The following is an 8509-nucleotide window of genomic DNA, read 5'->3' on the forward strand; positions in this document are numbered from 1 at the left end:
CGACCCCGCTGGGCTGGCAGGCGCGGATCGATCTGCTGGGCGGTGACGGTCTGGCCGGGGAGAACACCGGCAGCGCGGCGCAGACCCGTTTCAGTGATCCCTGGGGCGTGGCGATCGGCGGCGGAGTGGTGTTCGTGGCCGATGCCGGCGACAACAACCGCATCCTCTACCGCTGGCTGGATGGCCGCTTCCGGCTGCTGGCCGGCAGTGGCGAAGCTTCGCCGATGGCCGGGGCGCGGCGGCCGCGTTCCACACGCCTTCGGGTATCGCGCTGGATCGGCACGGCAATCTGTACGTGGCCGACACCGGCAACCACGCCATCCGCAAGGTCACCCCGCACGGAGAGGTCAGCACGCTGGCCGGCAACGGCACGCCCGGCTTTGCCGATGGCACGGGCCGGCAGGCGCGGTTCAACGGGCCGATGGGTGTGGCGGTGGGCGCCGACGACCGCGTCTATGTCGCCGATACCTGGAACGACCGCATCCGTGTCATCGGCCCTGACGGCCAGGTCAGCACGCTGGCCGGTGGTGACCGGCCCGGCTGGGTGGATGGCGCCGGCGCGCAGGCGCGTTTCGACACCCCGACCGACCTGGCGCTGGCGCCCGATGGCAGCCTGTGGGTCGCCGATCTGCAGAACAACGCGCTGCGCAGCGTCACCCCGGACGGGAAGGTCACAACGCGCGTGGGCGGCGGTGATGGCGAGCGTGTGCTGTGGGGGCCGATGACCCTGGCTGTCACCCATGACGGGGTGGCCTATGTCGGCGAGCGGTCGAGTGGACGGGTGGTGCAGGTCTCGCCGCACGGTCATGTGGTCGCCGTGGCCGGCAATGAGACGCACCGCTTTGCGCGCCCGGCCGGGCTGGCGCTGGCACCCGATGGCAGCCTGCTGCTGGCCGATGCCGATGCTACCGCCTGCATCACCTGCAGCGGCAACTAGCGGGTACAGCGCCGCAGGTACCGCTGCTGGGACCGTCGCCGGACAATCCGCTGCCGGCCAACCAGGGCCGCTGGCCGCTGGCGCCGCAGACCGGCTGGCACGAGGTGACCGGCACGCTCGGCGAGGTGCGCGGAAATTTCAGCGGCGAGAGCCGTCACCATCTGCACAGTGGTTTCGACGTGCGCGGCGATGTCGGCCAGACCGTGCTGGCCATCGCCGCCGGCAAGGTCAGCAGCCCGGCGGCGACCTGGACGCTGGGCGGGCAGGCCGAAGGCTTCTCGCTGGACACGCTGGACTACCTCCATATGAAGGTCGGCCGCGACGCCGCTAACCGCCCGCTCGATGCCGCCCGCTTCCAGCTGGTCACGACGACAACGGCCGCCTGGAGCGCGTGCGGGTGCGCCGCGGTACCCGTTTCCAGCCTGGCGACGCGCTGGGCAGCATCAACAGCCAGGCCCACGTGCATCTGGCGGTGGGGCCCTCGGGCTACGAGCGCAACGCGGTGCGGCTGGGCTTTGCCAACTACGCCGACCGGGTCGCACCGAGGATCGATGACATCGCCCTCTCGACGCCAACGACCGGCGTCTGCGCGACATGGTGGATGGGCGGCTGCGGGTCGCCCGTGAGGGGGGCGGCCTGCAGCTGGTGGTGGAGGCCTGGGACCAGGTCGACCACAACCTGCCGCGCCGCCGCCTCGGCCTGTATGCATTGGGCTATCAGATCCTGGATGCCGCCGGCCGGCCGTTGCCGGGCTACGAACAGCCGCGGATGAACATCGAATTCAACCGCATGCCGCCGCAGCGCGAGGCGGTCAAGGTGGCCTACGCCGCCGACAGCGGCATCACCGTGCACGGCAGCGCCAGCACCCGTTTCCGCTACGTGCTGACCAACACCGTGCGCGATGGCGAACTGGCCAGCGGCCTGTGGCAGCCCGCCGAGCTGCCGGCCGGTGACTACATCATCCGCATCAGCGCCAGCGACTACAGCGGCAACCAGGCGCGGGAGGGACGCGAGCTGCCGCTGCGGCTCACAGATTCATGAGCCCGCCCACAGGCACGGCGGTGTCCGCGTTCTGGATCGACCTGCGGGCAAAAAAAGACCCCGGCAGTGCGCCGGGGTCGAAGGTGCCGCTGTGTTCACTTGTCCGTGCTGCTTGCCTGATCAGAAGCGGTAGGACGCCGAGAGCATCATGTAACGCGGGGCCTGGCGGGCGATCGGCAACAGGTAGGTGTTGGAGACGGTGTAGCCCACGTCGGTTTCCGAGGTGACATCGACCTGGATCGGCTTCTGGTCGTTGAGCACGTTGAACACCTGCAGGCTCAGCGCCAGCCGCTCATCCAGGAACGCGGGACGGTAGGTCACGCTCATATCCAGGCCCTTGGTCCACGGCGTGCGCTTGGAGCCGGGCTTGGCGATCTGGCCGAAGCAGGTGTGATAGCTCGGGCCATAGCCGATCGGGTCGGCCTCGGTGGAATTCTCGTCGATTGTGCCGTCGGGGTTGTAGAAGCCCAGGCAGCTGATCGGCGTACCCGACTGCACCCGCAGGTTGGCCGCCACCGACCATTCCGGGGTGAAGGCGTAGCTGCCGTACAGCTTCATCGAGTGGCGCCGGTCGTTGGCGAGATAGCCGTTGGCGAACTGCATGATCTGCCAGGCGTCCCAATCCTGGGTCTTGGAGATGTTGGTCTGGCCGAACTCCGACTTCACCTGGCCTTCGTTGTTGCCCTCGCTCTTGGAGTAGGTATAGGTCGCACGGCCTTCCCAGGTGCCATCGAACGGATGCTCGATGAACACGTCGATCGCCTTGTAGGTGCGTTTGACGCCTTCGCTGAAGCCCCAGTCCTTGCTGCTCATGACCACGTCGGTGCGTTCACCGGTCGGATTCCCGGCGCCATCCAGGTAGGCCAGGCTGAAGGTGTTGCTGCCACCGGGGTTGAACATGTAGCAGTAGTTCACGAACACGTTGCGCCCGTCGGCCAGCTCGGCGTTGTAGCCCGAACCCTGCGCGTTGTAGTCCACCGCACCGATATGGTCGAGCATCGTGTACGGGTCACAGACGTCGTCGATGGAGGACTTCAGGTCACGGTAGGTGAACTTGGCGCCGGCGACCCAGCGCTCGCTGATCTGCTTCTCGAAGCCCAGGATGTACTCGTCCTGGTACATGTTCTTCAGGTCCTTCGGCGCGAAGGCCAGCACATCCACCGGATCGCCATACTCGCCGTTGGAGGAAACCGGTCCCGGTGGCGGCGCACCGTTCACGCCCGGTACCGCGGTCAGGCCGGTGGGCAGACCATCGGCGTTGATGCCGGTGTAGGTGAAGTACTCATAGGTGAAGGTCGAAGCCGAGGCGCCACGGATGGCCACGTTGTTGGGCATCGCCAGGAAGTAGCGGCCGGCGTTGCCGAACACCTTCAGCGTGGCGTCACCGAACACGTCCCAGCTGGCGCCCAGACGCGGCGCCCACTGGTTCTTCGCATCCATGTACACCGCGCCGGCGTCGTTCTTGTTGGTGAACTCGTCATTGCGCAGGCCCAGCGACAGCAGCAGGTTGTCGGTGACCTGCCAGCGGTCCTCCAGATACCAGGCCTTCTGGTCCAGCGACATGTCGGTGTTGTTGAAATACTTCAGCTGGCGCACGTAGTAGCCGTTGCCGCCGGGCGCACCCACGCCCAGGGCCGAGGAGATATTGCCGGCCGGATTGCTGGTACGGGCGTACTGCCAGTAGTCGGCCACCTGCGCGGTACCTTCATTGGTGGCTTCGAACTTGATGTTGTCCAGACCCACGCTGAGGGTGTGGTCGCCGACCACCCATTCCAGGTCCGCGCGCAGGCCCCGTGTCTTGTTCCTGCCATCGCGGCTCTGGTAACCGCCCTGGCGGTTGGGAATGGGCGTGCCGCCGGTGATGGCCGGGTCCTGGTTGGTGGCACCGACCACGTAGGGAATACCTGGCAGGATGCCCGGGTTGATCTGCTGGTTGGTGTACTCGTTGCTGCCGTAGGTGGCGCTCAGGGTAAGGTCGTCGCGCAGGTAACCGGTGTAGTTCAGGATGCGGTAGTCGTTCTTCTTGATGACCGGCGTCGGCACCACTCCCAGCTTTTCGCCTTCGACGCCGGTGTCCATGTCATAGGCGTAGTAGCTGCCGCTGTAGTCGTCCTTGCTCTTGAGCCAGGTGGCAGCCAGCATGTGGTTGTCGCTGATGCTCCAGTCCAGCTTGGCATACAGGTTGTGGTCGTCGTCCTTGCCGTGCTCGGTACGCGGCGTTGCCAGCGAATTGGGATTGATGACGGTATCGCGCTTTTCCAGTTCGGCGGCGGCGAAGAAGAACAGCCGGTCCTGCACGATCGGTCCGCCCACATACGCCGCGTAGGTGGTCCGGCTGGAGTCGCCGCCCTTGCCACGGCTGTACAGCGAGCCGGCGGCATCCGGATCTTCGTACTCATAGCCGTCGGGAAGGTCGAGGTTGGGCAGGTACAGGTCCTTGCGGTCATCGCGCAGATCCTTTGGCGCCCACGTGATTTCGCCGCCGAACTCCCAGGTGTTGGTGCCGCGCTGGCCGATCTGGTTGATCACGCCACCGTCGGAGCGGCCGTATTTGGCGCTGTAACCGCCGGTATAGGTCTCCTGCTGGGCGATGGCGAGGAACGGCAGGCCCGAGCCACCGAGATTGGAAAGCGGTTCGCCGGTGAAGAAGCCATTGATGTAATAGGCGTTTTCCGAAACGCCCGCGCCACCGAAGGACACCAGTCCGGCCAGTGCCGAATAGCCGCCGGCACCGGCCACCGCGCCGGGAGCGAGCAAGGCGATCGCTTCGGCCGAACGGTTGATCGGCAGGCGCTCTAGTTGTTCGGCGGTGAACACGGTACGCGTGTCGACGGCCGTGAGGTCGATGGCAGCCGCCGCGGTCGCCGTGACGTTGACGGTCTCCAGGGTGGAGGCATCACCGCCGCTGGCGAAGGAGGCATTGGTACCGGCGCCGACGATCACCTTCACCTCGCGCGTACCGATGACCTGGCCATTGCGCTGGGCGGTGATTTTGTAGTTGCCCACCGGCAGGGCGCTGATGTTGTAGCGGCCGTTGGCGTCGACCGTCACCGTACGGCTGAAGCCGCTGTCGTTGGTGACCTGGACCGTGGTGTCTCCCGCGGAGGCGGCGGGAATCGTGCCGTAGATGTTGCCGGTGGTGCTCTGTGCGTAGGCTCCCCCGGCAAGGCACAGGCTCAATGCAGCACTCAGCGCGGCGCGCTGGATCGTCTTGCGTTTGACCATCTTCTCTCTCTCCAGAAAATAGTGTTGGTACTTGCCGGGCCCAGTCGAACCTAAATGGCAAGTGAACAAAACCTATTCCTGTTGAGCCGAAAATTTAACCACTTCCGAGTATTTTTTTTTGGGGTGGGATTTTTTTTTTCAAATTTTTCATGTTGTTACATGATTTTTTTATCGGAAGATCCCTTCGATTCTGTGATTTTCATTACGGTTGAGAAAGCGCAACCGGCACGGGATGCGCGGAAATTCGGTCCGGTGCGGTCCTCCCCGGCCGGTCTGCCGGGACTGTCGGGGAGGACCCCGCCGTGGCGTTTGGAGCGCGATCCGGATGCCGTTCTCGGGGCGTTACTCCGGTGCCAACCCGGCAGCGCGTCGTCGCTTGCTCCGCACACGGGCCGGACGCGGCTGATCGGGTTGTGATCAGCGGATGCTCATCCAGCCGTTAAGCCGGTTGGTGGCGGCTGGTCCCGGGATGCGGATTGACTCCTGGGGCCTTCACCTCGGGCATGCCGGCCAGGGTGCAAGGTCTGTCGGTGTGTTTTCACCGCAGGCTGCCAGGGCAGCTCCATCGCGAACGGACCAATACGATGAGGCTGATTCCCTACCTGGGTTTCAACGGCAACACCGGTGAGGCGATGGCGTTCTACGCCAACGCACTGGGCGGCCGGGTGGTGTCGGAGATGAAGTATGGCGATGTGCCAGACGATGGCGGGATGGATGCCGAAGGCTGTGACGGCGTCACTCCCACCCCGGAGCAGGTGGCGCACGGCCAGGTCGAGGCCGGTGGTGCGATCCTGATGGCCGCCGACGGCCCGGCGGCCAACGGCCGGGGTGTGACGACGAGCAACGCCGATGTGGACAGCATCGGGGAGGCCGAGCGGGTGTTCACCACGCTGGTCGCAGGCGGACAGGTACACAGGGCGCTGGCCGAAACCTTCCGGGCGCAGCGCTGGGGCATGCTGGTGGACCGTTACGGCCAGCGGTGGATGGTCGACTGCACGAAGCCGACAGAGGCAGGCCCGTGATGACGGCCGCGTCCCAGAAAATCTTCGTCAACCTGCCGGTACGGGATCTGCCGGCGTCCAAGGCGTTCTTCAGTGCGCTGGGCTACCGGTTCAATCCGCAGTTCACCGATGACAATGCCGCCTGCATGGTGGTCGGCGACAGCATCTTCGTGATGCTGCTGGTGGAGCCGTTCTTCCAGACCTTCACGCCCAAGCCGCTGTGCGATGCGCGGCAGCACACCGAGGTGATCACCTGCCTGTCGGCGGCCAGTCGCGCGGCGGTGGATGCACTGGTGGACAAGGCCGTGGCCGCCGGCGGCCGCGAGCCGATGCCGGCGCGCGACTACGGCTTCATGTACCAGCGTGGCTTCCAGAACCTGGATGGCCACCTGTGGGAAATCGTCCACATGGACGGCCAGCCGGGCCCGTAACCAGGCCCCGCCTCCGGCGTGGCAGCCAGGCCGGCCGCCATGCACTCCGGCACTGCCCGTGCCGGGCGGGGGCTGGCTACACTCCCGGTCAGTTGTCTGACTACTGGAGTACCCGCGTGAAACGAGTCGTGATCAGCCTGTTGGCGATGTCCGTGTCCACGGCCCTGATGGCCGCCCCGCCGAAGTTCGACGGCGCCCGCATCTCGGCCGACGTCAAGGAGCTTTCCTCCGACGCCTATGAGGGCCGTTCCCCGGCTACCGCCGGCGAGGAAAAGACCATTGCCTTTCTGAGCAAACAGTTTGCCGCGGCCGGCATGCAGCCGGGCGGTGACCTGAAGGATGGGAAACGGCTGTGGACCCAGGCCGTGCCGCTGCTCAAGGGCGACATCGTCGGCAAGCCGCAGCTCACGCTCACCAGCCAGGGCGCCCCGCAGGCGCTGAGCCAGGGGCAGGAGATCGCCGTGCGCGCGGCGATGAACGGCCAGTCGCAGGTGGATATCCGGAACGCGCCGCTGGTGTTCCTGGGCTATGGGGTGAAGGCGCCGGAGCGCAACTGGGACGACTTCAAGGGCGTGGACCTGAAGGGCAAGATCGCGGTGGTGCTGATCAACGATCCGGACTTCGAGACCGGCGCCGGTGATTTCGACGGCAAGGGCATGACCTATTACGGCCGCTGGACCTACAAGTACGAGGAAGGCGCGCGCCAGGGCGCGGCCGGCGTGCTGATCGTCCACGAAACCGCACCGGCCTCCTACGGCTGGGCGACGGTGGCCGGTTCCAACACCAACACCATGTTCGACGTGGTCCGTGACGACCCGGCCGCTGCGCATCCGGCGCTGGAAGGCTGGATCCAGCGCGACCTGGCGGTGGCGATGTTCAAGCGCGCCGGCCTGGATTTCGAAGCGCTGAAGAAGCAGGCGCAGTCGCGCGACTTCCAGCCGGTGGAGCTGAAGGGCGAGACCTTCTCGGCCCACTACGCGGTGAAGAACGAGGTCATCACCTCGCACAACGTCGCCGCGCGCCTGGAGGGCAGCACGCACCCGGACGAGACCATCATCTACAGCGCGCACTGGGACCACATCGGCGTGGGTGAGCCCGATGCGCGCGGTGATCGCATCTTCAACGGCGCGATGGACAACGCCTCCGGTACCGCCGCGCTGGTCGAGCTGGCGCGCGGTTTTGCGACCCAGCCCAGGCCGCAGCGCTCGCTGCTGTTCCTGGCGGTGACCGCCGAGGAGAAGGGCCTGCTCGGCTCGGAGTACTACGCCAGCCACCCGCTGTACCCGCTGGCCAAGACCGTGGCGGTGATCAACATGGACGGCATGTCGCCGTACAGCCCGTCGCGCGATTTCGGCATCTACGGCTCGGCGAAGATGGACCTGCTGGACCAGCTCAAGGACGTGGCCAAGGCCTGGGACATCCGCTACACCCCGGATACCAAGCCCGAAGCCGGGCTGTTCTTCCGCTCCGACCACTTCCCGTTCGCCAAGCGCGGCGTGCCGGCGCTGTCGTACTCGGCCGGGCAGGACTGGATCGACGGGGGCGTGGCGGCCGGCAAGGCGGCTTCGGATGACTACACCGCCAAGCGCTACCACCAGCAGGGCGATGAATGGCAGGCGGACTGGACCTTCGCCGGTGCCGCGCGTGATCTGGAGGTGGTCTACACGCTGGGCGAGCAGCTGGCCAATTCGCGCCAGTGGCCGAACTGGAGCCCGGAAGAAGCCTTCCGCGCCACCCGTGATGCCAGCGCCGACCAGCGCAAGTAACCCGTACCGGGACGCGTGAGGGTTTGACCGAGCCCCTCTCCGGCCTGGAGAGGGGCTTTGCGTTTCCGGCCCCGCGCGCCGGGCGACGCCGGCAGGCCATCGTTTCTG

Annotated in this window: 7 protein-coding genes; 6 read left to right on the plus strand and 1 reads right to left on the minus strand. The window is 66.3% G+C overall.

From position 1 onward, the window contains the following. Positions 1-172: 172 nt before the first annotated feature. The 3 genes from JCM9942_RS20075 (at position 173) to JCM9942_RS20085 (ending at position 1978) form a co-directional block, all read left to right on the plus strand. Entirely contained in the window at positions 173-937 is a 765-nt protein-coding gene (locus tag JCM9942_RS20075) for an NHL repeat-containing protein (protein ID WP_425478321.1), read from the plus strand. A gap of 104 nt (positions 938-1041) precedes the next feature. Then, complete coding sequence (locus JCM9942_RS20080) at positions 1042-1563, plus strand: hypothetical protein (RefSeq protein WP_256202321.1); 522 nt, start codon at positions 1042-1044, stop codon at positions 1561-1563. Beyond that, positions 1532-1978, plus strand: coding sequence for a hypothetical protein (locus JCM9942_RS20085; protein WP_054658717.1), 447 nt, complete (start codon positions 1532-1534; stop codon positions 1976-1978). The genes JCM9942_RS20080 and JCM9942_RS20085 overlap by 32 nt, the downstream gene beginning before the upstream one ends. Positions 1979-2098: 120 nt before the next feature. Here JCM9942_RS20085 and JCM9942_RS07100 read toward each other — a convergent pair whose 3' ends face one another. Beyond that, positions 2099-5203, minus strand: a complete 3105-nt coding sequence (locus JCM9942_RS07100; RefSeq protein WP_054658719.1) for a TonB-dependent receptor — start codon at positions 5201-5203, stop codon at positions 2099-2101. A 584-nt stretch (positions 5204-5787) separates the two neighbouring features. On the opposite strand from JCM9942_RS07100, the gene JCM9942_RS07105 reads away from it, so the two are divergent. From JCM9942_RS07105 to JCM9942_RS07115, 3 genes are all read left to right on the plus strand, one after another. Further along, complete coding sequence (locus tag JCM9942_RS07105; RefSeq protein ID WP_054658721.1) at positions 5788-6225, plus strand: VOC family protein; 438 nt, start codon at positions 5788-5790, stop codon at positions 6223-6225. Beyond that, a complete protein-coding gene (locus tag JCM9942_RS07110) occupies positions 6225-6635 on the plus strand; it encodes a VOC family protein (protein WP_054658723.1) in 411 nt (136 codons plus the stop codon). Before JCM9942_RS07105 ends, JCM9942_RS07110 begins: the two co-directional genes overlap by 1 nt. Positions 6636-6751: 116 nt before the next feature. Further along, on the plus strand, positions 6752-8401 hold the full coding sequence (locus JCM9942_RS07115; RefSeq protein WP_054658725.1) for a M28 family metallopeptidase: 1650 nt from the start codon (positions 6752-6754) through the stop codon (positions 8399-8401). Positions 8402-8509: the final 108 nt, after the last annotated feature.

It is taken from the genome of Stenotrophomonas pictorum JCM 9942, assembly GCF_001310775.1.
In the GTDB taxonomy this organism is placed as follows: domain Bacteria; phylum Pseudomonadota; class Gammaproteobacteria; order Xanthomonadales; family Xanthomonadaceae; genus Stenotrophomonas; species Stenotrophomonas pictorum.

Coding starts and splice junctions, on each gene's coding strand:
- JCM9942_RS20085 (WP_054658717.1), top strand. CDS start 1,532: ATGGTGGATGGGCGGCTGCGGGTCGCCCGTGAGGGGGGCGGCCTGCAG.
- JCM9942_RS07100 (WP_054658719.1), bottom strand. CDS start 5,203: ATGGTCAAACGCAAGACGATCCAGCGCGCCGCGCTGAGTGCTGCATTG.
- JCM9942_RS07105 (WP_054658721.1), top strand. CDS start 5,788: ATGAGGCTGATTCCCTACCTGGGTTTCAACGGCAACACCGGTGAGGCG.
- JCM9942_RS07110 (WP_054658723.1), top strand. CDS start 6,225: ATGACGGCCGCGTCCCAGAAAATCTTCGTCAACCTGCCGGTACGGGAT.